Here is a 25,264-nt window from a genome sequence, read left to right on the forward strand (position 1 = left end):
GAGCATCAAAACGAGAAAGGAGCCGCAATAGGCTCCTTTCTTGATCTTGGTATTGGGCGATTTACTTCACGTTATGCTGTAACGATCGCTTTCGCATTGAGCCCTTTATCCACGCTCACCATTAACAACTGGCAAGGTTCTTGGTTTAGCTTTTCCCCTGTCCAGTAATCATACCAGTCCACCGGTTGATCAGACGTCAGCGTAAATTCCATCGCTCCGTAACTCGCATAATTAAACAAACAATGGAGGTCATTCTTCGTCGTTAGTTTTAAAAACGCGTGATTTAAACTCAAAGCGGTAAACTTTGCAGATTGTTGGTTACGTTGTTGACGTAACATGAGCTTAGACAGTGTCTTCTTAGCAAACGGTGTAATCTCAGGGAGCGGGTCACCAGACAGCAGCAAACCACCACTCGCTAATAACACCGTGCGATGAAATTCATACTCTTCTCTGGATGCAGATTGATTAGCTAATGAAGTGAACGTGGCGCAATCCGGGTCAATTTGCCACAGTTTTCGGTGCTGCCAACTACGGTAAAAGGTTTCTTTGGCTATCTGTTCGAATCGACGACTATGACGCTCTACATCGTCAGAAACACGCATTGCATCCACAAGCCCCAGAGATGGCCACATTGGCGCGTTGCAACCTAAAAGCCACGCATCACCAGCGCCTTTGGCAATCGCTTCCATACCCATGCGGTAGGCTTCTACACCGGTGACACCCGATTGGCTTCGTTTACCTTTTAACGTGCCCCAGTAGTTTGCGTCTAATTTGAATAGCTCAACGCCCCACTCTTGACGCATAACAGAGACCACATGAGTTAGGTGATCTTGCACTTCAGGGTTTGAAGTATCGAGAATGTACCAAGGCGTGCATCGCCAACCACCGTATGTGACATCTTCTGCTTTAAGTAAGCTTCCATCTTTGTGGCGAACAAACCAATCTGGATGCTGTTTGAAGATCTCCGACTCAGGCTGAGCAATAAAGGGCGCCATCCAAATCGCCGGCTTTTTGCCTTTTGCACGGATACTATGAATGAGCTCTTTTACGCCACCAGAAAACTTATCTGATGGGGTTAACCAATCGCCCATAAAGGCTTGATAGCCATCATCCAGAAGTACCCACTCCAGGTCTTCGAGCTTATCTTGCATGCAATCAACGTTCTGCATGATGTTTTGCTCTGTCACGTCTGCGTAGTACGCGTACCACGAACACCAACCAACAGGCGCATCTTGTGTCACACCTTGGCGAACAGGATGATGCTTTGCAATCATCTCGCCATAGGTTTGATAAAGCTCGGACAGCGATTGACCACAGAGTACCGCCACGGATTCAAGTTGATTACTTTCCCAATCCGCCACTTGAGTCAACTCACCATCAATTGCGGCTGATAAAACCCAATGCCCATCACGCAGCACAACATCAAAATAGCCTGCAAAGCGATGACATGATGTGAAGCCAAATAATGTGTAGCCCGCTGAACCTTCCACCACTAAATAGTTGTAATAACGCTTAGGTGCATTTTTAGGGTAGATTCGATAAGAAGGATTATTGTCTGGGCAGCGACCAATATCAACGGGGTGATTGATCGTTCCCGCCGTTTGCGCCAACATTTGAAAACCATCCCCAATTACGTTGGCCTCGTGCTCGTACAAAAACGGCATTTCGAATAACACTTCACGGTCCGTAAAGGTTTTATTGTGAAGGCCAGCAAAAGAAAAATGTAATTGATTACCCTCGACTTCAACTTGGAAGTCATTGTTATTCACAGTGATCTCAGTGTGATTTGCTAATTGAATGCTCTGAGCCATAAAGAGTCTACTCACTTAATTATTATTGTTTAGCTTGGCGCATTATCTCCTGCTTGTCTCACCCAATTCGTTACCATCATCACGAATACCAGTCTCGTTTAACGTTATGAAGTTACTATTGAGACAACGCTCACTGAAATTTTGATAAAAAAATACCAGCCCTGAGGCTGGTATTTGGATTTATGCAAACTGCACTAATTAAGCAACTTCGATCGGACCACCAAATGAAGTGACTGGCGGCACTTTACCTGTGAACTTCTCGAAGTCTACGATACATGTGTTCGCAGAAGTCGCCTGTGCAAGCTCAGAAGAACCGATGTCTTGCGTTAGGGTGTTAGGATCACCGTAGGTACAGATTGCGCCTTCTTTCTCGTTTAGAGGACCGTACCATGCACCTTCTTCGATACGAATAACGCCACGTGGGTAGCTGTCAGTCAAAACAGCACCAGCTAACAGCTGACCACGACCGTTGAATACACGTACCAAATCACCATCTTTGATACCTTTTGCTTTGGCATCCGCTGGGTTGATGTAAACCGGCTCACGACCTTGTACCGCGTAAGTCGCGCGGAACTCTTCAGACTCACACATTTGAGAGTGCAGACGCTTGTCTGGGTGACAAGACTGCAACCAGAATGGGTATTTGTCTGAACCAGGGCCACCGTGTGAACGCTCTGATTTTTCGAACCACATTGGGTGCTCTTGACAGTGTTCGTAACCGTAACGGCCGATCTTACGTGATGTAATCTCGATGAAGCCAGACGGTGTACCTAGAGGGTTAAGCTCAGGGTCTTTACGGAAGTCCGCGTGACGAACCCAAGGTTTACCTTCACCGAAGTCTAGTACGCTCTTCTCCCAGAACTCATTGAATTCTGGCATTTCGAACTTACCTTCGTTCGCTTTCTTACAATCGTTGTATAGGCTTTCGATCCACTCCATCTCGCTCATACCACGAGTGTATTCTTCGCGGCGACCAAAACGCTGAGTTAGTTCACTCATGATTTGGAAGTCAGGCTTAGATTGGAACAATGGATCGACGAGACGATGCATCGCGATCAGACCTTTGTTCGAGTATGAACCGTATACGTCGATGTCGTTACGTTCCCATTGCGTACACGCCGGTAGAACGATATCTGAGAAACGACATGTCGCAGTCCAAGCAAACTCGATCGTTACAACCGTTTGAAGTTTGCGGAACGCTTTCTTCATGCGGTTACGATCTTGATGGTGGTGCCATGGGTTACAACCCGAGATAACCATCATCTTGAAGTCTGGCAGTTTCACTTTACCGCCGTTGTAGTTGATCTCTTTGCCAGGCTCTAGCAGACAGTCGATCCAACGTGCAACTGGGATAGTACGACTGTAGCCGTTAAAGTCGTTGTTATCCCACTTCGGTTTCATACCTTGGTCAAGGTTACGAGGGAAACCACCAGGGCCCGCGAAACCAGTAGAAGGCACACCGATACTTGAGTAGTGGTGACCGTAAGAGATACCACCGCCAGGTAGACCGATTTGACCAACCATTGCAGCAACCACAGCCGCTGCCCAGTATGGCTGCTCACCGTGCTCTTGACGCTGGATACACCAACCCATCAGGATCTGTGTACGACCGCTGACTAGCATGCGTGCGAATTCACGGATCTTGTCCGCTTTCACGCCACAAATCGCCGCTGCCCATTCAGGCGTCTTCTCTACTTTGTCTTTTGTCTTACCTTGAACGTATTGAATGAACTCTTCAAAGCCTAGACAGTAAGTATCAATGAACTTCTTATCGTACAGGTTTTCGTTGTACAACACGTGTGCCACAGCGAGCATGAACGCTACGTCTGTCAGCGGGTTGATGTACAAGTGATCGTTCTCTAAGTAGCGCTGAGTTTTGTTCTTCACTGGGTCTACAGATAGAACGTTGATCTCACCTTTCGCCACTTTTTCTTTTAGTTGTGCAAGGTACTTAAACGACTCATGCGTTTCACAGTTCCAACCTACTTGAAGGTTTTTCACTGGGTCGTTAGCCCAAAGAACGATGTTGTCAGAGTTTTCTAGGATCTCAGACCAAGACGTACCTTGTGCGTACACTTCGGTTGAACCTAGCACGTACGGCATAATGGTTTGGCCTGCACCCGTCGAGTAGTCACCTACTTTAGTGATGAAGTTGCCGTGCATACCTACTGCACGTTGCATGTGCGCTGTACAGTTGTTAAATGAACCCGTTTGGTTCCAACCTGTTTGACCTGCATGCAGCGCCCATGGGCCGTAGTCTTTTTGAATACGTTCTAGCTCACGGTAGAACAAGTCTAGCGCTTCATCCCAAGTTACTCGGATGAAACGGTTGTTACCGCGAGTATCTGCGCTGTATTTATGTTTCTTCAACCAATCTAGACGAACCATTGGGTAACGAACACGTGAAGGGCTGTAGATAATACCCTTAATGCCGTTCAACATTTCTGTTGGGTTTTTGTCTAGCTCTAGCGGCTTGATCTCTTGAACTTTACCCGCGTAGATGTGGGCGCGGAACGCGCCCCAGTGAGAACCGGTTACTTTCCAAGTACCTGTCGTCTCAACGGCATTTGCAGAGGCGGACGCCAATAAGCTAGGACCAATTACTGACGCTGCACTTGTGGTTGCTACACCTTTAAGAAAACTTCTTCGTGTAATAGCCATTTAAAATTACTCCAATCCGACGCTTATTAGTGGTGACCTTCAGCATAATCTGAAGAGTGTTTCTGTAGATACTTCAAGATCAGTGCTTCACTGTCTGTATCTAGGTTAACGAACGCCAACATACCGTCGAACATACCTGGCCAGGTGTTCGCGTCGAAGTGCGCTTCCGCAGGTTGAGTGTGACATACAGAACAATTGGTCTTGTAGGCTTCACGAGATTTTTCCCAAACAGGATTGATGTCGTTCAGCATAGACTCTTTCTTAATCCATACTTTCGCCGCTACTTTTTCCCAAGGAAGGCCTGTTAACTCATCCACTTTTTTCTCACCAGTCGTCACAATGTTGCTGTCTGTTGCTGCTTCTTTCATCAGAGACGCAGTCGCAATGTTCTTACCGAAGTCTTCTTGAATTACACGACCAAAACCTTTTGCTTTGCGCCAACCGTCAATTTCGATCTCAACAAACTCGCCTTTGTCTTCAAGAACTTTAACGGTCGATGCTGGATTAAGAAGACCAGCTTCTTTACTGCCTTGCGCATCAAAGTAAATTGGTAGGTGACGAACGCTCACGAGTTGCTGACCAACGCCGTAATCCGTGTTAGAAGTCATACCCTCTAGATCACCCACGATACCGCCAATGCTGTCCATGCCTGCTGGTAGGTTGTGCGCAATACCCTTGTGACAGTCAACACAGCTTTGATCTTTCTCAGCGGCTTGCTTCATTTGGATACGAGCGGTTGGAGACATTTGCTCGAAATCCATCGATTCGTAGTTGTGACAGTTTTTACACTCCAGAGATTTGTTTGCCGAGAAACGATCCCATTCGTGTTTAGCAAGTTCGATACGACGCTCTTCGAACACACCCGGTTCGTCGTAGTTGCCAAATACTTGTGCAAATACTTCTTTAGAAGCTTGCATCTTACGAGCGATCTTATCTGTCCAGTTATGTGGAACGTGACAATCAGGACAGGTAGCACGAACACCAGAGTGGTTTTTCCAGTGCACCGTTTCTTGTAGCTCAACGTACACGTTGTCACGCATTGTGTGACAACTAATACAGAATTCTTCTGTGTTGGTTGCTTCTAGAGCGGTGTTAAAGCCACCCCAAAAGATAACACCAGCAATAAAGCCGCCCATAGTCAGCACACCTAGGCTGATATGTACAGCTGGGCGCGTCATGGTACGCCACAGTTTAATGATTAATGATTTCATTATTTGCTCTCTTAAAATCTTTTCAAAAGTGTGGTTATGAGCTCACTGGCTTACATGCCGTGCGCGCCTGGAGGTCCAAAGAAGAAGACTTGCAACATCCAAACGATGAACCCGTAGCCGCCAACAAAGGCCACACTCAGAATTGGGAAGAGAACAACTGCAATGAAGAGGAACGACTTCCACTCCAGGGAGCGTTTTTCACCACTCTCAATTTTATTAACATCACTCATACATTTGCCTATTTTGTATCTAGTGTTATTGAAAAGCCCGCGTAACCAAGCTTAAGTTTTTTACAATCTCTAATGGAAAATGTTAGACCATACTAATAGTAGGGTTCAATCAAATAAGCGACCTCAGACCTTGTAATTCAACACTTTTTTGAGCTCATCCAGAGATATGATGGATTGATGTTATTTATTAAAAAACATGAACAGATGTGACAAAATAAGTCTTTTAAGGAGTTGTTAAATAACCAACATTTAAGAAACACCGATCACATTTAAATCGTAATTACCATGCCATAAATCGACTTAAAAACTCCGAAAAAGATAACCGTTTGTAAACAAAATGCTGCGTATTAATGTCTAAAATAGCACTCAAGGTTTACTTTAAGAACAGCAAAAAGTGCACATAGTGGTTCATATAAAGGGGAGGCTTAGATACAATTATTCGCGTATTTTCAAGGAGCGATTATGGATAACGTGGTGGATATAAGCTGGGTCAAACTGGCACTGTTTGGTTTGATTTTATTGGTCCCCTTCTTTATCAATGCCCGCTACAAATTAGGGATAGCAAAAGACACCATAATCAGTGTTATCCGAATGACACTTCAGCTCATATTGATTGGCGTGTATTTAGAATATCTTTTTCAATTGAACAGCTTACTTGTCAATATACTTTGGCTTGCCATCATGCTACTGATTGGTGCCAGCTCAATTGCGGGAAAAGCTCACTTACCTAAAAAGCCACTTATGCTTCCGCTACTAACGGGCCTTACCTGTGGTCTAATACCACTTCTGATAGCAATTACAGTAGGCTTAGTGCAACCATCCCCTATTTACAATGCGCAGTACATGATCCCACTTGCTGGTATGTTATTGGGTAACAGCTTGAGTAGTAATATCATCGCTCTTCAGAATTTGTTTACGGCTTTTGAGCAGAGACAAGCAGAATATGAGGCTGCAATCTCACTTGGAGCCTCTCCTCGCTACGCATCCTTCCCCTTCATTCAGGAGGCTCTTAGAAAGTCCCTTGCCCCGACTTTAGCTTCTATGGCCACTACAGGGCTGGTTACCTTACCGGGTATGATGACCGGTCAAATTCTAGGTGGCGCGAGCCCGATGGTTGCGATCAAATACCAGTTAGTAATTATGCTGGCTATTTTCGTCATGTTGAGTGCCTCCGTAACCATAACGTTAGAAATGACATTGCGCTGGGTACAAACCAAAGAAGGCCGAATCAAGATAAAAATCGAGCAACCCGAATCGACCAAAACTCATGGTTAGCTGGCGCTTGTGGGTAAAGACCGTTAAACAACTCATGTTGCCAAGTCGAACGTACTTATAACTGAATAACTCAACTATTCTTCGAGCACTCATCAAGACGCTTTCAGATGAAAAGTCAGGCAGAATTCTTTTTGATATAAGCCTCTAATTTTATGAAATTTTCTTTGCAAGTTTAGATACGCACGACCTTTGATACAGGTTATCCACAGAAAATGTGGATAAGCCCCCAAAACCCATACGCAACCAGAAACATAGCAACATAAGTGATCAATCGAATCGTCATGCATTGATCACGTGACTGACATGTTCTAATTTTATAGTAAAGGCAGTGACCACAAACTTGGAGAGACGTACATGGATGTCTTAATGATCAAAGAAAATTACGATGAACTCCTGTCCGATGCACCTCTGGATTGGCTCGTTCAAGAACCAAAGGAAGTAACTTCTCATTGGCTCCCAACCGATTTTGGCATCAACGAAGAGTTGATTTAGCATGACTCGACTTATTTGACATTTGCAGAGACAAATAAAAAGAAAGGCGAACCATCTGGTTCGCCTTTCTTGTGATCTTCTAAACTTATCGCAAATGGTTATCTTCATCGCGTAGATAAATCATCCAATACCACATGCCAACAAATACGCCACCACCAATAATGTTTCCTATCGTAACAGGAATTAGGTTGTTTACGATGAACCCCATCATGTTTAAGTCCGCGTAGTTTGCAATATCTGCCCCTGTCATTTGCCAAAACGCTTCTGGCGCAAAGTACTTAATACCAATCGCCATAGGTACTTGGAACATGTTCGCAATACAGTGCTCGAAACCTGCCGACACGAACATAGCTACTGGCAGAATCATGACCGCTATTTTGTCAGTTAATGTACGTCCACTAAACGTCATCCAAACTGCAATACAAACTAATACGTTACACATGATGCCAAGCGCAACAGCAGCAAAGAAACCATGATGTAATTTGTGTTGGGAGATCGCCATCGCGTTAAGACCAACTTGGCCATGATCAAACATATATTGCTTGGTAACTAGCATACAGGCCACGAGCAAAATGGCCCCAACCATATTGCCAAAGTAAACCACCAACCAGTTTTTGATAAGTGCTTGCCAAGAGATTTTTCCACTCGCACGCGCAACTAGTGTCAGCACAGAGCTAGTGAAAAGCTCGCCGCCAGTAACCACCACCAAAATCAAACCAAGGCTAAATGCCAGACCACCAATGAGTCGTGTAATGCCCCAAGGCAGCTCGCCTGCGCCTGTCGTTACTGTGGTATAGAAGATGAAAGCAATACCAATATGAAGCCCCGCAGAAATGGCGAGCAGAAAAGATTTGATTGGAGCTTTCGTTGCTTTGCCTACCCCCACTTCAGCCGCGCGTTCCGCAGCTTGTGGCGGTAATAGTGAGTCAAACTGATTAAAGTTCATTCTGGTGTAACATTTAGAAACATTTAAAGAGGCGCGGATAATCGCTCTATTTCCCTATTTTTTCAAGTGCTATTTGGCGTGTTTACTAAAATCGTTGTTATTGGGAGATCAAGCAATAAATAGCGCCTATCATTCGCTACCGTAAGTATCATTGATACTTAACAAGTATTCGGCCTTTCGAACAAAGATCCTGCGTTATATCAGCCTGATAGCGCCATACTTAACACTTCTTGTCGTTGAATGTTGCCCAACGCTACTTTTCAGACTAGCTTGGTAAAAAAAGCGCAAAGGAATCATTTATGAAATATTCAGCTGAACATATCGCCGAATTGAATCTACTTCTTCAGTTCGACCTAAGTAGTGCTGCAACTGGTATTAAAGTTCATACAGACGCGTCAGAAGAAATGCAGGCAGCCGTTGCTCGTCTATATAAGAAGCAACTTTGTACACAGCCTGACGGTGGTTATCTCACAGACGAAGGCATTGAAGTTGCAGAACATGCAGATAAGATTTTAAGAGTTTTGTCTGTGTAATTTGAACAAAAAACGCCACCGAACTCGGTGGCGTTTTTTAGTCCTATATTTTTCCTGTCGATGCCTGTGGCAATAATCGCTTTTTCATTTTGCTAAATGGTTGAACCTTGTCATACAACCAGTTAAAACCAGTGGCATAAAATAGGAAGAAAACGAGGAAGCCGGCTTCCAGCATTAGAGCTTGAAGAAGCGTAATTTCTAAGAACCAGGCAATCACAGGTAGAGAGATAAAGATCAATCCTCCCTCGAAACCAACAGTGTGTCCAAGCCGCATCGCTAAACTTCGCTCAGCTCGATTGTCACCAAACCACTTATCAAAATACAAGTTGTAGATGTAGTTCCATATCACGGTATACATGCTCAACCCGACCCCAACCAACGCGAGATCACTAGAACCCTTTCCAGTGATCAATGAAGCCGCTGGTACAATAATCGCGAGTGCGATTAACTCAAAAAGTACTGCATGAAAAATTCGTTCGTTACGAGTCATATTTCTCTGTCCAAATAGTTCTACTCAATGCTTAGAATTTTATCTACTATTTAGATAACCAAAAGTTAGATACCATCGGTTTAAGCGATATGTTTACCATCGAACAACTGCAAGCTTTCATTGCTACATCAGAAGCAGGATCATTTTCAGGAGCAGCTAGAAAACTGGGGCGAGCTCAATCTGTAGTGAGCCAGCACATCATGAATATGGAGATCGACTGTGGTGTTGAGCTTTTCGATCGATCAGGCAGGTACCCTAAATTAACTGAGAATGGCCTCGCGCTCGTACCTTATGCACAAGCAACAATCAGCCAACTCGACCGCCTAAACAATAGGGCATCGCAGCTCTTTTCCACGCCAACGAACAAATTAGTCTTAGCTATTGATGAAGGGATTCCTCTGACTCGCTTGCCGGATGTGCTAAAGAAGTTAGAGCAACGCTTTCCACACTTACAAGTTGAATGCTTAACGGCATCAAGCCCTGATATCATTGAATTGGTTAAGTCGGAACGCGCCACGACTGGGATTATTTTGAGTGATTTACAAATGCCAAGGCACATCGATTTCACCAATCTTGGCAATATTGCATTTGATGTCTATGTCTCTTCAACACATCCTTTAGCAAAGCAGCAAATCACTCACATTGATCAATTAAAACAACATCGTCAATTGGTCATACGATCCAAAAGTGCAGAGCCATGTGGTCTCAATCAAGCATTTAGCCCAGATATCTGGTACGCTGATAACTACTATATTTTGTTGGAATTGGCGAATAAAGGGTTTGGTTGGTGCTTTCTACCACAGCATTTAGTCGCGTATTCACCTAATACATTAAAAAAAGTTGGGGATGATTTCACAAAACTGGCTTGGCAAGTCAATGTTGACCTTATTCAGCACCAGAAATGGCATTCAGATCCCCTCCATCAACAAGCCAAAGCAGAACTGCTCAACCTATTCGGGCAGACATAAGTAAGTAGGAAGACCCAAATGGCAAATACATTGATCGTAGGTGCAGGCTGGCTCGGAACTCCGCTAGCAGAAACATTGATGAAAGATGGACACTATGTTGTCGTCACTCGTCGTAGCCAAACTCGATTAAAAGAGTTACCCACCTCATTAACTCACTCCGCATTGTTCGATTTCAATCAATTGAACGCCACAGCACGGCTAGATGAACTGCTCAAACAGCATCAAATTACGCACGTTATCGGCGCTTTTCCTCCAGGATTTCGTAAAGGACGCGGTCAAGAATATGCCCAGCAATGGCAAATACTTGCCAACGCAGCTAAGCAAAACAACGTTGAAAAACTTCTCATGATCAGCTCTACCACGGTTTACCCTAACCTTGCTTCCGATATGGAAGAAGCTGACGCGTCAATCTCTTTAGCAGCCGAAAGCCCTTATTTCTCTGACAATGCACGTATTATGCTTCAAGCAGAGCAGCATGTTATCGACTCGAATATTAGCTTTGTTATTCTGCGTTGTAGCGGATTAATCGGGCCAGATAGACACCCATCTCGCTTTGCAGCAAGGCTTCAACAAGTTAGTCGTAAAGCACCAGCTAATATGCTTCATCAAGATGATGCTGTCTCGGCTGCGAAATTTGCCTTAGGCAATTTAAGCAACCAAGTCATTAACGTTACGACACCTCATACTGTCAGCAAGGCTGAGTTCTACCAAGCTGCCATAAACAAAATCGGAAGTGAGATACCTCTTCCACCCGTCACAGAGCAAGCTGACAAGCGTATTCTTGCTGACAAACTACTCTCACTTGGTTATCGATTTCACTTCAATTCAACTTTGGATGCGCTATGAGACTCTATAGACATATAGAAACGCTTTGGGATTACATGCAACTCAAACATAAACTGAAGCCTGCGGACTGTTTGTTTGTGATGTGCAGTAATGATGTGCGTGTAGCGGAGCACGCTGCCAAGCTCTACCACCAAAAGTTGGCACCTTTGATTGTATTTTCAGGGGGTGAAGGTCGCTTCACAGATGGACTGTTTGAAAAAAGCGAAGCAGAAACCTTTGCCGAGATTGCAAAGATGTCGGGCGTTCCAAGTGAAGCAATTTTGCTCGAAACTGAATCCACAAACAGTGGAGAAAATGTTCGCTTTACTGAGCAACGATTAAAAGAGGAAGGAAAACAGTGTTCCTCGTTTATTCTGGTACAAAAACCGTTTATGGAGCGTAGAGCAATCGCGACATTTGAAAAACAGTGGCAGTCACCCTACACTCAGCTGCAAGTAAGCTCTGCGGCTCTTCCATTTTTTGAATACATTAATGAAGACATGCCATTAATGATGGTGCTAGAAGCACTAATGGAAGATTTCTCTCGCGTAAAAAGCTATCCAGAGAAAGGATTTCAAACCGAGCAGAACATCCCTCAGCAAGTCGAATCTTCTTACCAGGTTTTACTCGAGCGGTTTGGTTTTGACTTAGTCTAACTTTTTCTAACCGACAACAAAAAGCCACCAAGTTCGGTGGCTTTTCTGTATCAATACGGCTTATTTACCGAGCGCTTCTTTGTAATGTTGGCGGCATACGGAGACATACTTATCGTTACCGCCGATCGCAACTTGATCGCCTTCTTTAATTGCCACGCCGTGTTCATCGGTACGAATAACCATATTCGCTTTGCGGCCGCAATGGCAGATTGTTTTGAGCTCAACCAGCTTGTCTGCCCAAGATAATAGATACTTACTGCCTTCAAAAAGTTCGCCTAGAAAATCGGTGCGAAGGCCGTAACACAATACTGGAATATGCAACTTATCAACGACTTCAGTAAGTTGATAAACTTGTTCTTTCGACAAGAACTGACACTCATCAACAAGAATACAGTGACGTTTTTCAACCTCATTCAGATCTGCGATCTCTTGATACAAATTGGTATCCTGACGAAATAAATGTGCGTCAGATTGAAGACCAATACGAGAGCTCACTTTACCGACACCAAAACGATCATCTAGCGCAGCCGTAAAAATAACTGGCGTCATGCCGCGTTCTTGATAGTTGAAAGAGGATTGAAGAAGCGTTGTTGATTTACCCGCATTCATTGCTGAGTAATAGAAATACATCTGAGCCACAGAGCATTACCTAAAGTTAAAGTTTTAATTTATGGAAATGGAAAATAAAAGGGCTGAATTATCAGCCCTTTAAAAATGAAAATTCAATTACTTACGACGCCACGTTGTGCCTTCTGGACCATCTTCCAGAACAATGCCCATTTCGGTCAGCTTGTCACGAGCCATATCTGCATTCGCCCAATCTTTCGCAGCGCGAGAGTCATTACGCAGCTTGATCAGAGCTTCAATTTCAGCCACTTCATCATCGTTACCCGCATCACCTTTTAGGAAGGCTTCAGGATCTTGGTGAAGAATACCGATCACATCTGCTAGTTCACGCATTAGCGCACCGAGTTCGCTCGCTTTCTCTAGGTTTTCTGTCTTCAGACGGTTAACTTCTCGCGCCATGTCGAACAGTACTGAGTAAGCTTCTGGTGTGTTGAAGTCATCGTTCATCGCTGCTGTAAAGCGAGATACGTACTCTTCACCACCAGCAGGCGCAGCGTTTAGGTCTAAACCACGTAGAGATGTGTACAGGCGCTCAAGCGAAGCACGTGCTTGGTTTAGGTTATCTTCGCTGTAGTTTAACTGGCTACGGTAGTGACCAGACATTAGGAAGTAACGCACTGTTTCAGCATCGTAGTGACCAAGAACGTCACGGATAGTAAAGAAGTTACCTAGAGATTTAGACATCTTCTCACGGTCTACCATTACCATGCCGCTGTGCATCCATGTGTTCACGTATTGTGTATCGTGTGCACAGCATGATTGCGCGATTTCATTTTCATGGTGTGGGAACTGAAGGTCAGAACCGCCGCCGTGAATGTCGAAGTGGTTACCTAGGATTGAAGAGTTCATTGCTGAACACTCAATGTGCCAACCTGGACGACCAGGACCCCATGGTGACTCCCACGTTGGTTCACCCGGCTTAGACATCTTCCAAAGTACAAAGTCTAGAGGGCTGCGTTTTGCTGTTTCGATATCAACGCGCGCGCCAGCTTGAAGCTGATCAAGGTCTTGCTTAGAAAGCTTGCCGTATTCGTTGAACTTACCCACTTCAAACATTACGTCACCGTTATCTGCAACGTATGCAAAACCGCGCTCGATTAGCTTCTCAACCAATTCGATTATTTCAGCAATAAACTGTGTCGCACGAGGTTCAACGTCCGGACGTTTCATGTTCAGCGCATCAAAATCAGCGTGCATTTCACCAATTAAACGCTCAGTCAATGAATCGCAAGACTCACCATTTTCTGCGGCACGTTTGATGATCTTATCGTCGATATCTGTGATGTTACGTACAAACGTCAGATCGTAGCCCAAGTAGCGAAGGTAACGTGATACAACGTCAAAAGAGACGAAAGTACGACCATGACCAATGTGACAGAGATCGTAGATGGTAACTCCACAGACATACATACCGACTTTGCCAGCTGTAATTGGTTTGAATTCCTCTTTCTGTCTTGTGAGTGTGTTATATATCTTTAACATGATCTCTATCTATGATTGTGAATGAATAAAAGAAGATGAGTATATCAACTCCAACCTAGTTAGGTAATAGCAATTAACCGATAAAACGATAATCGGCTAAACTTCAAGCACAAAACGAAGAATTTCCTCTTCCTGAGTTTTTAAAGCACTAGAACTTAGGCTAGAATCTCGGGCCCAACACAACACAGTAAAGGAAAGTAGCATGATCACCCTTCACACTAATTTTGGTGACATCAAGATTCAACTAAACGAAGAGAAAGCGCCAGAGACAAGCGCAAACTTCCTTCAGTACTGCCGCGACGGTTTCTACGACAACACGCTTTTCCACCGTGTTATTGACGGCTTCATGATCCAAGGTGGTGGTATGGAGTCTGGTCTGCGTGAAAAAGCGACTCGTGCACCTATCAAGAACGAAGCAAACAACGGCCTAAGCAACAAAGTGGGTACACTTGCTATGGCACGTACTATGGAGCCGCATTCAGCAAGCTCTCAGTTCTTCATCAACGTAAACAACAACACATTCCTAGACTTCCGTAGCGAAAGCCTAGACGGTTGGGGTTACTGTGTGTTCGGTGAAGTAATCGAAGGCATGGACATCGTAAATAAGATCAAAGGCGTTAGCACTGGTTCTTACGGCATGCACCAAGACGTACCTCTAGAAGACGTAGTAATCACTGGTACAACAATTGAAGAGTAATTCTTAGGAATTATTTTTAAAAGATAAGTTAATGGGGAGGCATAGCTTCCCCTTATTTCTATGACGACATTATTTATTTCCGATCTTCACCTTACCCCATCACGTCCGGATATTACGGAATGTTTTGTGACGTTCATGCGAACAGAAGCAACAAAAGCTGATGCACTTTATGTACTCGGCGATCTGTTTGAATTCTGGATTGGTGACGATGACAACACCCCTTTTGCAGACCAAATCCGTGCAGAATTTAAAGCACTGACGGATGCGGGTGTGCCAACTTTTTTCATCCAAGGCAATCGAGATTTTTTACTCGGCAAACGCTTTTGCAAAGAAACCGGTATGACATTACTCGACGATGTCTGCACGATTGATCTTTATGGTCAAAAAGCCGTAATCCTACATGGCGATACGCTCTGCATTGACGATGTGAAATACCAAGAGTTTAGAAAAACCGTTCACAAGCCATGGCTACAATGGTTGTTTAACCGTATTCCTTGGTTCATTAAGAAGAAAATTGTCTCAAAAGTTCAATCCGATATTCGTGATGATAAAATGAGCAAGTCATTAGATATCATGGACGTCAACCAAAATGAGGTCGAGAAAGTAATGTCTCAGAACTGCGTCAACTTAATGATTCATGGTCACACACATCGCCCGAACACACATTTTTTTGACGTCGATGGCGTTAAAAAGACCCGAATTGTTTTAGGGGATTGGTATACGCAAGGCTCAGTTTTAAAAGTAAATTCTGATAGTTTTGACCTACAAACGAGACCGTTCATACAGAATTTGCGTTAAGCATGTAGAGCGTGTAGAAGATTCACGCTCAAGTCGTAGATATTTTGTAAAAAATCGCTATTATCATAATACTAAGTTAAACAGAACGAAGTACCTAATTGAAGTATTCTTACGTAGCTCGCCAACCGATTCTGGATAGAGAAAAACGAACCATAGGTTACGAACTCCTCTTTCGAGACGGCCCTAAAAATACCTTCCCTGAAGTAGAACCAGAGCTGGCTACTAGTCGACTGCTATCCGATCATTTTTTGTCGACGCATTACAACACATTAGGAAACAAACTTGGCTTTGTTAACTTTCCGCATCAAAGCTTGGTGAACTTGGTCCCAACTTTGTTCCCTAAAGAATCTCTCGTCATTGAAGTCCTTGAAGACTGCGAACCGACAGAAGAACTGTTAGAAGCCATCAAGCACCTTCATGAGTGCGGATACAAAATTGCTCTGGATGATTTTGTTCCGACGAAAGCTTGGAAGCGTTTTCTTCCATACGTTTCCATGATCAAGTTTGATATTAGACTTGTGCCGATTAAGAAAGCTGCCATTTTTATTCAGGCGTTGAGCCCATTTAAAATCGACTTTCTTGCGGAAAAGGTAGAGACCTATGAAGAGTTTGAGCAAGCCCTAGAAGCCGGTTTTAACTATTTTCAAGGGTATTTTTTTAGCAAACCTGAGATGATCCAGAAAAAACGGTTGAACCCCGCGTTTCTTACCGTCATCCAACTTTGTAAAGAGATTGCAGATAAGCCCATCGACTTCAATGAGGTTGAACGTCTGTTTTCGATTGATGTGACGCTGTCATACAAGCTGCTTACTTACGTAAATTCAGGCTATACATTAACGACTAAGATCAAATCGTTCAGACAGGCGCTTATTTATCTGGGTGAAGAGCGACTACGACGCTTTATTTCCTTAGTTGCAATTGCGTCCGTTCAAGAAGATAAACCTGACTCTCTTTACTCTTTAGCGATTCAGCGTGCACGAATGTGTGAACTGTTACTTAGTCAAATGAACACTAGGTATGACCCTGGGCAGGCTTTTTTGACAGGCATGTTTTCTTTACTCGGATCTTTGCTCGATCAACCGCTCTCTGATGTCATTGAAGATATCCCCGTTGACGAAGATATAAAACTCGCATTAACCAGTCGAAAAGGCGTACTTGGTCACTTACTTTCGATGACGATCGCCTATGAACAAGCGGACTGGGAGTTAGCCGAGCGATATTGCACCGTTCTTAAATTAACCGAACCTCAATTAGCAGACGCTTTTAATCAATCTACCGAGTGGGCTCAAGAACTGCTGTCTCAAACGCCCTAAATCGCTATAATGCCTCACCTCCAGCCTCGCAATTGTGAGGTTGTTTGTTTTTACCGCTTAATTAATCGAGATTTCATTTTATGGCTTCTTCTTGCCCTTGTGGATCTAACCGCACGTACCAACAGTGTTGTGAAATTGCCCACAACAACCATGCTGACGTCACCACTCCAGAGCAGTTAATGCGCTCTCGTTACAGTGCGCATGTGTTAGGTCTAGTCGATTACGTGGTCAACACTTATCATCCAATCTGTAATGCAGAAGAGCAACGTGAAGGCATTGCCCAATCTATCGACAGCGATTGGTGCAAACTTGAAGTTGTAAAAACAGAAGCTGGCAGTAATGACAATGAAGGCTTTGTAGAGTTTAGCGCTTATTTTGATGAAGACGGCAAACGCTACTGTATGACAGAGCGTTCCCGCTTTGTAAAAGAAAATGGGCTTTGGTACTACATTGACGGCACGTTTCCAGAAGAAGAGCTAGAAGAAGAACCAGAACAAGATCCTCGCCTAAACCAACCAGTGAGTAGCCTAAAAGTAGGTCGTAACGACCCGTGTATCTGTGGAAGCGGTAAGAAATTTAAGAAGTGTTGTGGGTAAGATCATCCACTCCTAGCTTATTGAGCTCGATTTAATTGGATTCTTGACTTCGCCTAGGTTCGTTGGAGTGACGTGAATATATGTACCTATTTGAAGTAAATAACTCTACTGCAAGTACCATTAGAAAATATACCGTCATTCTGAACAGCGAGGGACGAGCGTGATTCAGAATCTAATCGCCACCAGCACTGTTGCCGGTTTTTGCCCCGAATCAAGAACACTAAAGTAAAAAGCCCCTAGGCTCGAGAGCATAGGGGCTTTCACTTATCGCAAGCTTACTTATGACGCTCTTTCAGTTTATTCACTACGTCATTCATCGATAAGCCTTGGTCTTGAAGCAATACCATTAAGTGATAAATCAAATCTGCAGATTCACACACTAACTCCGCCTTATCGCCCGACGTCGCCGCAAGCGCGACTTCAACGCCTTCTTCGCCCACTTTTTGCGAAATACGCTTGGTGCCACGGGCATAAAGACTGGCAGTATAAGAGGAATCTGGGTCGGCACTCTTGCGGGCAGCCAATAGCTGCTCAAGTTGATGAAGCCACACCATTTGTGACTCCTCTTGAGGGTCCACATCCCAGCAAGTTGTGTTACCCAAGTGACACGTAGGACCAATGGGATTCACTTTCACCAGTAGCGTATCGTTGTCGCAATCGAGCTGCATGTTCACTAGTTGCAATACGTTGCCGGAGGTCTCACCTTTCGTCCAAAGACGCTGCTTGGTACGAGAGAAAAACGTCACTTGACCTGTTTCGCCCGTTTTTGCCAACGCATCTTGGTTCATATAACCCATCATCAGCACTTGGCTTGATTGGAAATCTTGTACGATAGCAGGTACCAGACCATCCACCTTTTCCCAGTTGATTCGCTCAACTAGCGAACTTACTTCGGCGGCTTTCACACTCATAGTCGTACCTCAATGCCTTGTTGTTTCAAATACTGCTTTAGTTCACCAATATTGATGACTTGTTTGTGGAATACCGATGCGGCAAGCGCGCCATCCACATTTGCTTTTTGGTATGCTTCCGCAAAGTGCTCCATAGCACCTGCCCCACCCGATGCAATCAATGGCACGTTACACACTTCACGCACCATGTTAAGTTGTTCAATATCGTAACCGTTACGTACGCCGTCTTGGTTCATCATGTTCAGTACGATTTCACCAGCGCCACGCTTTTGTACTTCTTGCACCCAATCACGTGTTTCCCATTGAGTTGCTTTGGTGCGTTCTTCATCGCCAGTAAACTGGTAAACCTGATACTTGCCTGTCTCTTTGTCGTAGTATGAATCGATACCAACGACGATACATTGCACACCAAACTTATCAGCAAGGTCAGTAATCAGTTGCGGGTTAGCCAATGCAGGTGAGTTAATAGACACTTTGTCTGCACCAAACTCAAGAATGCGCGCTGCATCTTCCGCTGATTTAATACCACCAGCGACACAGAAGGGAATATCAATCACTTCAGCAACGCGAGCGACCCAACTTTTGTCAACGACACGCCCATCACTTGAAGCGGTAATATCGTAGAACACAAGCTCGTCAGCGCCTTCTTCCGCATAACGCTGCGCCAGAGGAACGATGTCGCCAATGATTTCGTGGTTGCGGAACTGGACGCCCTTCACCACTTGTCCATCACGAACATCAAGACATGGAATTATTCGCTTTGCCAGCATGCAAATGCCTCCTCTGCTGTGAACTTACCATCTAACAGCGCACGACCAACAATCACGCCAGCAACACCGCTGCCTTTTAGCGCTTCGATATCTGCTAATGAACCGATGCCACCTGAAGATTGGAACTGCACTTGTGGGTATTGTTTACATAAGTCGATGTAAAGCTCAACGTTTGAGCCTTCTAGCGTACCGTCACGAGAAATGTCCGTACAAAGCACGTGCTGCAAACCTACCGTTAAGTAATCGTTGATCAGAGCTTCGATGGTCACGCCTGAGTCTTCTTGCCAACCAGAGATCGCCACTTTACGCGTACCGTCTTGATCGATGTTGATGTCTAGCGCGAGAACGATTTTCTCTGCGCCGTATTTTTCCATCCAACCTTTCACAAGCTCTGGCTGTTTTACTGCTGTTGAGCCAACGACAACACGCTGAGCCCCCGCTTCTAGCAGATCAATCACGTCTTGCTCTGTGCGCACTCCGCCACCGATTTGGATGTTCGCTGGCGTGCTTGCTAGTAGCTTTGCAATTAAATCAAGTTGACGTGCTGTCGTGTCTTTCGCGCCAGTTAAATCCACTAAGTGCAGCCAGTTAGCACCCGCTTGGTGGTACAAGTTGAACTGCTCTGCTGGGTCGACTTTGTACTCAGTTACTTGGCCGTAATCACCTTGATAAAGGCGAACCACCTGTCCTTCAATTAAATCAAGAGCTGGAATAATCACACTAAATCCCTTTTATAATTCTAAGAAGTTTTGAATAAGCTTCGCGCCCGCTTTTGAAGAACGCTCAGGGTGGAATTGCACGCCGTAATAGTTACCGCTTTGTACTGCTGCTGTGAACGGGTTGCCGTATTCACATTCCGCAATCGTGTAATCCCCAACAGGCATCGCAAAGCTGTGCACGAAGTAGAAATACTCTCCTTCTTCAATATCTTTGAAAAGTGGATTACCTGCTTTTGCAGAGACCGTGTTCCACCCCATATGCGGCAACGGCAAATCGCCAGTTTGTAGTAGCTTCACTTCGCCATCACAAAGTCCAAGACACTCAACTAACTCGTCGGCTTTCTGCCCTTTCTCTTGAGACACTTTGCCCAACAGTTGCATGCCTAAACAGATACCTAGTAATGGCTTTTCTACCTGTTTTACCAAGCTGATCAGATCGCGCTCTTCTAGGTTCTTCATCGCTTCGCTGGCGGTTCCCACACCCGGTAGGAATAGCTTATCTGCGGATAATACGACTTGCGGATCTTTTGAAATCGTTACGTCATAGCCTAGGCGTTCAATGGCAAACTTCACCGAAGAAACGTTGGCACAGCCAGTATCGATAATGACAACTTTCTGTTCTGTCACTGTTTTTCTCCTTGCTAACGTTAGCCTTAAAGCACGCCTTTACTACTTGGTAGCTCAGTGCCTTCTACTTTGATTGCTTGGCGTAACGTACGACCAAACGCTTTAAATAGACTTTCAATGATGTGGTGATCATTGTTGCCCGCAGAAGAAAGGTGCAACGTACACGCTAATGTGTCAGTCAGAGAGCGGAAGAAGTGAACCACCATCTCTGTTGAAAGATCACCCACTTGCTCACGACTAAACTGCGCGTCGAACTTAAGGTAAGGACGACCTGATAGGTCTAGTGCGCATTGCGCCAAACACTCATCCATTGGCAAGCTAAAGCCAAAGCGACCAATACCACGCTTGTCACTCAGTGCTTCCTTCAACGCTTGACCTAACGCAAGAGCGGTATCTTCCACTGTGTGGTGATCATCAATGTGCAGGTCACCTTCCACTTTGCACACCATTTGGAATCCACCGTGCGTCGCGATTTGATCCAGCATGTGGTCAAAAAAGCCAAGACCTGTAGAAATGTCATTACCGCCTTGCTCGTCAAGATTAACGAATACTTTGATGTCTGTTTCTTTTGTGGTGCGGACCACTTCAGCCACGCGCGCCTTCACTGTGAGATCTTTTAGGATCTGTTTCCAGCCCATGGTTTCTGGGTTGTATTGAATACCACGAATTGCCATGTTTTCTGCAAGTTGAAGATCGGTTTGACGATCGCCAATCACAACAGAGTTTTGGAAATCCACTTTGCCACCTTGAAGGTACTCTTTTACCAAGCCCAATTTAGGCTTACGGCAAGAGCAGTTGTCTTCATCAAAGTGAGGACAAATCAGCACATCATCAAATTTCACACCTTGAGATTCAAAGATCTCCATCATCATGTTGTGTGGTGCATCAAAATCAGCTTGTGGGTAACTGTCGGTACCCAAACCATCTTGGTTCGTGACCATCACTAGGCGGTATCCTGCATCCTGCAACGACAACAGGCTTGGGATAACAAATGGTTCCAGTTTTAGTTTATCTAAACGGTCTACTTGAAAATCAATCGGCGGCTCGACAATTAAGGTGCCATCACGATCAATAAAAAGGATTTTTTGTTGTTTGCTCACTCGAACTTCCTTATTGCTATTCTTTTGGCGCTCCCGCTATTGAGCGAGAGCGATAAATTCTGTCTCTATTTATGCGTAGTAGTTTCTGATAAATCCAAGCGTTTTTTCGCACTCGTCACGGTTACCCACACTGATACGCACACAGTTTTCAATTGGCGAGTTACGCAAAATAATGCCCGTATCCCAAGCCGCTTTGAAAAGGTCATCGCCATCTGGGAATTTCACCAATAGGTAGTTCCCCCACCCTTCAAACACTTCCAAACCCGGAATCATTGAAAGGCCAACTTGCAAGTAAGCACGGTTTGCATTCAAATCGAGAACTTGAAACTTCGCTCGTGCTAAACCAGCTTCCGAAAGCGCCTGAGTCGCAATTTCTGCCACTGGAACTGGGACTGGGTAAGGTGCGATAACTTTAAGAAGTACATTAATAAGCTCTTCGTTCGCAAGCGTAAATCCACAACGCAGACCTGCAAGCGCAAAAGCTTTCGACAGAGTACGCAGAATCGCAAGATTCGGGTATTGCGCCAGTAGGTCTAACGTTGACGCTTCTGGACAAAAATCGATGTACGCTTCATCCATCACCACGATTGCACGGTCTTTTGTCATCTCAAGCAGAGACACAATGTCCTCACGCTTAACCAAGTTACCCGTTGGGTTGTTTGGCGAACATACAAAAACCAGTTTCACGTTATCCAGATTAGCTTCGATGCCTGCAAGGTCTAGTTGCCAATCTGACGTTAGCGGCACGGTTTTGCGCTCTACACCGATGGTTTCTGCACTGATGGCGTACATACCGTAAGTTGGTGGGCAGTAAAGAATCGCATCTTCACCCGGCTCACAGAATGCACGAATTAATAACTCAATACCTTCGTCTGCGCCGCGAGAAGTCAGTGTTTGTTCTGGTTTCACACCAGCATACGCTGCGTAAGCGGAAATCAGTTCTTTCGGTTGGCATTCGCTGTAACGATTAAGACGAGCAAAGTCTGTTTTGTATTCATTGTTAAATGGTGATTCGTTGGCATTTAGCCATACGTCACCCGTACCACCGATTCGGCGAGCCGACATATAAGGGGTAAGCTGTTGGACTTGTTTACGCGCTAGCTTTTCCATCTCATTACTCTCTTATTCTTACTTACTTGCTAATTTTTCTACGCGGATAGTAACAGCACGTTTGTGAGCGTCCAGACCTTCCGCTTCAGCCATCGTGACTACCGTTGGTGCAAGGTTCTTTAAACCATCAGCAGAAAGCTCCTGAACCGTCATTCGTTTAGAGAAATCCGCCAAACCTAAGCTTGAATAAGTACGTGTGTAACCGTAAGTAGGAAGGACGTGGTTAGTCCCCGATGCGTAATCTCCCGCAGATTCAGGCGACCAATCCCCAAGGAAGATAGAGCCTGCATTATCAAGTAGAGGTAGAAGCTCACGAGGGTTCTTAGTCTGAACAATCAAGTGCTCAGGACCGTAGTAATTGGAAATAGAAACTGACTGCGTCATCGACTCGGAAATAATGATCAAGCTTGATGCCAGAGCCTTTTCTGCGATGTCTGCACGAGATAGCTCCTTAAGCTGACGTTGAACCGCATCCGTCACTTGATCAGCAATCACAGGAGAAGGAGTCACCAATACCACTTGAGAATCAGGACCGTGTTCTGCTTGGCTCAAAAGATCCGCAGCGATAAAGTCTGGATCTGCGGTTTCATCGGCAATCACAAGAACTTCTGATGGCCCTGCTGGCATATCAATCGCAGCACCGCGGAAATCATTGCTAACCTGTCGTTTTGCTTCGGTCACGTAAGCGTTGCCCGGACCAAAGATCTTATCTACTTTCGATACAGTCTCGGTGCCATAAGCCATTGCAGCAACTGCTTGGCCACCACCGACGTTATACACCTCATCAATGCCACACAGTTTCGCGACATAAAGGATCTCATCAGCGATTGGGGGTGGAGAACAAAGAACGACTTTACGACAACCTGCAATTTTTGCAGGAACGCCGAGCATCAAAACAGTCGATGGCAAAGGCGCACTGCCACCAGGAATGTACAAACCCACTTTTTGAATTGGGCGTGTTACTTGTTCACAAAGGACACCTGGCTGGGTTTCCACCTTGATCGGTTGCGGCTTTTGCGCTTTGTGGAACTTAGAAATATTGGCGTAAGCTTGCTCTAGTGCGCTCTTCATTGACTCTGACAAACGCTCTGACGCTGCCTTAATTTCCTGAGAAGAAACACGAATGGATTCAGGCTTAACACGGTCAAACTTTTCTGTCAGCTCAATAAGAGCAGAGTCACCTTCTTCTCGAACTTTAGCAATAACTTCGGCCACAGCAGTGGTGATATTGGCACCTTCTGCAATAGCAGGGCGCTCCAAAATAGAGTCTTGCTGATTCTCACTTAATGATTGCCAAACGACTGTTCTCATGATGCTTACTCCATCATTTTTTCAATTGGTAGAACGAGAATTGAACTTGCGCCCAACTCTTTCAGCTGTTCCATTGTTTCCCAGAATAGGTTTTCAGAACTCACTAAGTGAACAGCCATTTTCTGCTTATCTGCAGAAAGAGGAAGAACAGTTGGGTCTTCAGCACCTGGCAGTAGTGCTTTAATTTGATCTAACTTCTCTGCTGGGGCGTGAAGCATAATGTACTTAGATTCTTTCGCTTGCTGCACGCCTTGCATGCGAGTTAACAGCTTTTCGATTAGCGCCACTTTGTCTGCGTCGAACTCACCTGTGCGTTGAATCAATGTCGCTTTTGATTTGAAGATAATTTCAGCTTCTTTAAGGCCGTTCGCTTCCAGTGTTGCACCTGTAGAAACCAAATCAGCGATAGCATCAGCGAGACCCGCGCGAGGGGCAACTTCTACAGAGCCTGTCAGCATACATGTAGAGAATGGAACGCCGGCTTCATCCATGTACGCTTTTAGAAGTTGAGGATACGTTGTAGCAATACGCTTGCCAGCTAAGTCTTGTGGACCGTTGTACTCTTCGTCCTTGTCGATTGCGATAGATAAACGACAGCCACCAAAATCAAGTCGACGAAGCTGAACAAACTCGCAGGGTTCACCTAATGCTTTGCGGTCAAGGCGAACTTCTTCTAGTTCATTTTCGCCAATAAAGCCAAGGTCAACCACGCCATCCATAATTAAACCTGGGATGTCGTCGTCACGAACCAAGAGTAAATCAATTGGCATATTTTCAGAATGGACAACTAAACGCTCGCCCATTACGTTGAACTTTACGCCGCACTGTTTTAGTAGAGCTTGACTCTCTTTGCTAAGACGACCTTTTTTCTGAATTGCGATTCTTAAACGTTGTGTTTGCATTGCTTTGTCCCTATGCAAGATTTTGATATCTAAGTATTTTTCAAACTAATAAAACTAAAAAACCCTCGGGAGATTGAAGTCTCCCGAGGGTTTAAAATCTGCTTTTACTTTGATTTTACCTCCGGGAGTTTCCTGCCTCCCGGGTATGCGTACATCGCCCGAAAGACTAGATTGGGTGATGATGGTGATGAATGTTCATTACA

At 44.8% G+C, this 25,264-nt stretch carries 26 protein-coding genes and 1 other annotated feature; of the genes, 10 read left to right on the top strand and 16 right to left on the bottom strand.

Translation table 11 applies throughout. The annotated features are described in order from the left end of the window. Positions 1 to 71: 71 nt before the first annotated feature. From R8269_RS16730 to torE, 4 genes are all read right to left on the bottom strand, one after another. A complete protein-coding gene (locus R8269_RS16730; RefSeq protein WP_053303207.1) occupies positions 72 to 1,811 on the bottom strand; it encodes a glycoside hydrolase family 36 protein in 1,740 nt (579 codons plus the stop codon). Between the two features lie 198 nt (positions 1,812 to 2,009). Beyond that, complete coding sequence (gene torA, locus R8269_RS16735) at positions 2,010 to 4,472, bottom strand: trimethylamine-N-oxide reductase TorA (RefSeq protein ID WP_005378138.1); 2,463 nt, start codon at positions 4,470 to 4,472, stop codon at positions 2,010 to 2,012. A gap of 26 nt (positions 4,473 to 4,498) precedes the next feature. After that, complete coding sequence (gene torC / locus R8269_RS16740; protein ID WP_005378139.1) at positions 4,499 to 5,683, bottom strand: pentaheme c-type cytochrome TorC; 1,185 nt, start codon at positions 5,681 to 5,683, stop codon at positions 4,499 to 4,501. Positions 5,684 to 5,733: 50 nt separating this feature from the next. Continuing rightward, on the bottom strand, positions 5,734 to 5,913 hold the full coding sequence (torE, locus tag R8269_RS16745; protein ID WP_005378141.1) for a trimethylamine N-oxide reductase system protein TorE: 180 nt from the start codon (positions 5,911 to 5,913) through the stop codon (positions 5,734 to 5,736). 462 nt (positions 5,914 to 6,375) lie between these two features. Between torE and R8269_RS16750 the strand changes: the two genes are divergently transcribed. Both R8269_RS16750 and R8269_RS16755 read left to right on the top strand, forming a co-directional pair. Further along, positions 6,376 to 7,188 carry an ABC transporter permease gene (locus R8269_RS16750; RefSeq protein WP_137281860.1) on the top strand — a complete coding sequence of 271 codons (813 nt, stop codon included), beginning with the start codon at positions 6,376 to 6,378 and terminating at the stop codon, positions 7,186 to 7,188. Positions 7,189 to 7,554: 366 nt separating this feature from the next. Then, positions 7,555 to 7,680, top strand: a complete 126-nt coding sequence (locus R8269_RS16755; protein ID WP_254903806.1) for a hypothetical protein — start codon at positions 7,555 to 7,557, stop codon at positions 7,678 to 7,680. 85 nt (positions 7,681 to 7,765) lie between these two features. Here R8269_RS16755 and focA read toward each other — a convergent pair whose 3' ends face one another. Beyond that, on the bottom strand, positions 7,766 to 8,626 hold the full coding sequence (gene focA, locus R8269_RS16760; RefSeq protein ID WP_005378146.1) for a formate transporter FocA: 861 nt from the start codon (positions 8,624 to 8,626) through the stop codon (positions 7,766 to 7,768). Between the two features lie 299 nt (positions 8,627 to 8,925). On the opposite strand from focA, the gene R8269_RS16765 reads away from it, so the two are divergent. Further along, positions 8,926 to 9,159, top strand: coding sequence for a TIGR02647 family protein (locus R8269_RS16765; RefSeq protein ID WP_005387662.1), 234 nt, complete (start codon positions 8,926 to 8,928; stop codon positions 9,157 to 9,159). A gap of 43 nt (positions 9,160 to 9,202) precedes the next feature. On the opposite strand, the gene R8269_RS16770 is transcribed toward R8269_RS16765, so the two are convergent. Beyond that, entirely contained in the window at positions 9,203 to 9,649 is a 447-nt protein-coding gene (locus R8269_RS16770; RefSeq protein WP_154204695.1) for a PACE efflux transporter, read from the bottom strand. A gap of 89 nt (positions 9,650 to 9,738) precedes the next feature. On the opposite strand from R8269_RS16770, the gene R8269_RS16775 reads away from it, so the two are divergent. Genes R8269_RS16775 through R8269_RS16785 form a run of 3 tightly spaced genes read left to right on the top strand, consistent with a single transcriptional unit; the run spans position 9,739 to position 12,098 of the window. Continuing rightward, positions 9,739 to 10,617, top strand: coding sequence for a LysR family transcriptional regulator (locus R8269_RS16775; protein ID WP_005378151.1), 879 nt, complete (start codon positions 9,739 to 9,741; stop codon positions 10,615 to 10,617). 18 nt (positions 10,618 to 10,635) lie between these two features. After that, entirely contained in the window at positions 10,636 to 11,463 is an 828-nt protein-coding gene (locus R8269_RS16780; RefSeq protein WP_017634682.1) for an NAD-dependent epimerase/dehydratase family protein, read from the top strand. Then, positions 11,460 to 12,098 carry a YdcF family protein gene (locus tag R8269_RS16785; RefSeq protein WP_104978978.1) on the top strand — a complete coding sequence of 213 codons (639 nt, stop codon included), beginning with the start codon at positions 11,460 to 11,462 and terminating at the stop codon, positions 12,096 to 12,098. The genes R8269_RS16780 and R8269_RS16785 overlap by 4 nt, the downstream gene beginning before the upstream one ends. Before the next feature lie 60 nt (positions 12,099 to 12,158). Here the strand turns inward: R8269_RS16785 and R8269_RS16790 are convergent, their stop codons facing one another. Continuing rightward, positions 12,159 to 12,737, bottom strand: a complete 579-nt coding sequence (locus R8269_RS16790) for a thymidine kinase (protein WP_042522050.1) — start codon at positions 12,735 to 12,737, stop codon at positions 12,159 to 12,161. 87 nt (positions 12,738 to 12,824) lie between these two features. Continuing rightward, complete coding sequence (gene cysS / locus R8269_RS16795) at positions 12,825 to 14,207, bottom strand: cysteine--tRNA ligase (protein ID WP_005378155.1); 1,383 nt, start codon at positions 14,205 to 14,207, stop codon at positions 12,825 to 12,827. A 202-nt stretch (positions 14,208 to 14,409) separates the two neighbouring features. On the opposite strand from cysS, the gene R8269_RS16800 reads away from it, so the two are divergent. The 4 genes from R8269_RS16800 (at position 14,410) to R8269_RS16815 (ending at position 17,611) form a co-directional block, all read left to right on the top strand. Next, on the top strand, positions 14,410 to 14,904 hold the full coding sequence (locus R8269_RS16800; protein WP_005378156.1) for a peptidylprolyl isomerase: 495 nt from the start codon (positions 14,410 to 14,412) through the stop codon (positions 14,902 to 14,904). Between the two features lie 60 nt (positions 14,905 to 14,964). Further along, entirely contained in the window at positions 14,965 to 15,702 is a 738-nt protein-coding gene (gene lpxH, locus R8269_RS16805) for a UDP-2,3-diacylglucosamine diphosphatase (RefSeq protein WP_005389817.1), read from the top strand. A gap of 98 nt (positions 15,703 to 15,800) precedes the next feature. Further along, a complete protein-coding gene (locus tag R8269_RS16810; protein ID WP_005378158.1) occupies positions 15,801 to 17,015 on the top strand; it encodes an EAL and HDOD domain-containing protein in 1,215 nt (404 codons plus the stop codon). 80 nt (positions 17,016 to 17,095) lie between these two features. After that, positions 17,096 to 17,611: a YchJ family protein gene (locus R8269_RS16815; RefSeq protein WP_042522052.1), complete on the top strand. Its 516-nt coding sequence runs from the start codon at positions 17,096 to 17,098 to the stop codon at positions 17,609 to 17,611. Between the two features lie 275 nt (positions 17,612 to 17,886). Here the strand turns inward: R8269_RS16815 and hisIE are convergent, their stop codons facing one another. From hisIE to hisG, 8 genes are all read right to left on the bottom strand, one after another. Then, positions 17,887 to 18,522, bottom strand: coding sequence for a bifunctional phosphoribosyl-AMP cyclohydrolase/phosphoribosyl-ATP diphosphatase HisIE (gene hisIE, locus R8269_RS16820; protein WP_005378160.1), 636 nt, complete (start codon positions 18,520 to 18,522; stop codon positions 17,887 to 17,889). Then, complete coding sequence (gene hisF / locus R8269_RS16825; RefSeq protein ID WP_004749837.1) at positions 18,519 to 19,292, bottom strand: imidazole glycerol phosphate synthase subunit HisF; 774 nt, start codon at positions 19,290 to 19,292, stop codon at positions 18,519 to 18,521. Before hisF ends, hisIE begins: the two co-directional genes overlap by 4 nt. Then, the gene (hisA, locus tag R8269_RS16830; protein WP_025766876.1) at positions 19,274 to 20,011 is read right to left on the bottom strand and encodes a 1-(5-phosphoribosyl)-5-[(5-phosphoribosylamino)methylideneamino]imidazole-4-carboxamide isomerase; all 738 of its coding nucleotides are present in this window, start codon (positions 20,009 to 20,011) and stop codon (positions 19,274 to 19,276) included. The genes hisF and hisA overlap by 19 nt, the downstream gene beginning before the upstream one ends. 12 nt (positions 20,012 to 20,023) lie before the next feature. Beyond that, positions 20,024 to 20,638: an imidazole glycerol phosphate synthase subunit HisH gene (gene hisH / locus R8269_RS16835; protein ID WP_017821716.1), complete on the bottom strand. Its 615-nt coding sequence runs from the start codon at positions 20,636 to 20,638 to the stop codon at positions 20,024 to 20,026. Between the two features lie 26 nt (positions 20,639 to 20,664). Continuing rightward, positions 20,665 to 21,738 (bottom strand): bifunctional histidinol-phosphatase/imidazoleglycerol-phosphate dehydratase HisB, encoded by a 1,074-nt coding sequence (gene hisB / locus R8269_RS16840; RefSeq protein ID WP_005378173.1) that lies wholly within the window; start codon positions 21,736 to 21,738, stop codon positions 20,665 to 20,667. Between the two features lie 69 nt (positions 21,739 to 21,807). Next, a complete protein-coding gene (hisC, locus tag R8269_RS16845; RefSeq protein WP_215810625.1) occupies positions 21,808 to 22,848 on the bottom strand; it encodes a histidinol-phosphate transaminase in 1,041 nt (346 codons plus the stop codon). An 18-nt stretch (positions 22,849 to 22,866) separates the two neighbouring features. After that, on the bottom strand, positions 22,867 to 24,159 hold the full coding sequence (gene hisD / locus R8269_RS16850; RefSeq protein ID WP_172563320.1) for a histidinol dehydrogenase: 1,293 nt from the start codon (positions 24,157 to 24,159) through the stop codon (positions 22,867 to 22,869). Positions 24,160 to 24,164: 5 nt separating this feature from the next. Beyond that, a complete protein-coding gene (gene hisG / locus R8269_RS16855) occupies positions 24,165 to 25,061 on the bottom strand; it encodes an ATP phosphoribosyltransferase (RefSeq protein ID WP_005378180.1) in 897 nt (298 codons plus the stop codon). A gap of 53 nt (positions 25,062 to 25,114) precedes the next feature. Next, positions 25,115 to 25,252, bottom strand: a sequence feature (His leader region). Positions 25,253 to 25,264 lie beyond the last annotated feature (12 nt).

It is taken from the genome of Vibrio sp. Vb0667 (assembly GCF_033391095.1).